This window comes from Hahella sp. CCB-MM4, from assembly GCF_002260525.1.
Lineage (GTDB): Bacteria > Pseudomonadota > Gammaproteobacteria > Pseudomonadales > Oleiphilaceae > Hahella.
In genome coordinates this window covers 1-433 of record NZ_MRYI01000090.1, presented here as the reverse complement: position 1 = coordinate 433, position 433 = coordinate 1, and the positions used below count along the sequence as shown (strand labels likewise).

General features: G+C 62.8%; 1 protein-coding gene. It reads right to left on the bottom strand.

What is annotated here, in order from left to right:
- A partial coding sequence (locus tag BTA51_RS30585; RefSeq protein ID WP_210404961.1) for a hypothetical protein occupies positions 1-433 on the bottom strand: 433 nt, incomplete at both ends.

The window sequence follows — 433 nt, the reverse complement described above, 5'->3', positions numbered from 1 at the left end:
CGAGAGGAGCTGCGGGAATGATCCCGACCGGGTGATCATTGGCGCGGGCGGAGAGGTTTGCGGCCAACGTTTCCGCGCGGTGAGGATCTGTGCTCGTCTCCAGGAGCCAAGACGATGCCTGGCGCCGTTGGCCCCGCGACCAGTTCAGGAGGCGTGCGAGATCGTCGATCTGTGGCTCACCTTCTGGCAAAGCCAGGATGAAGGTGTCTATCTCCGAGCGCCGGAACGATGTTTGCAAGACGGGTGCAAGCTCGGGGATCTGCCAGCCGGTTTGAGGGGGTAGGGAGCGGGCTTGTTCGCTCAGATCTCCGCCTTGGCCATTGCCTTCGAGGGGCACATCGGCGGCGGCTGCCAACCTTGCAAGCCAGGTGAGGACACTGGTTTCGGGGGAAGCGCTATCCTCATGCACGAGCGCGTTTCCAAACACGTAGAG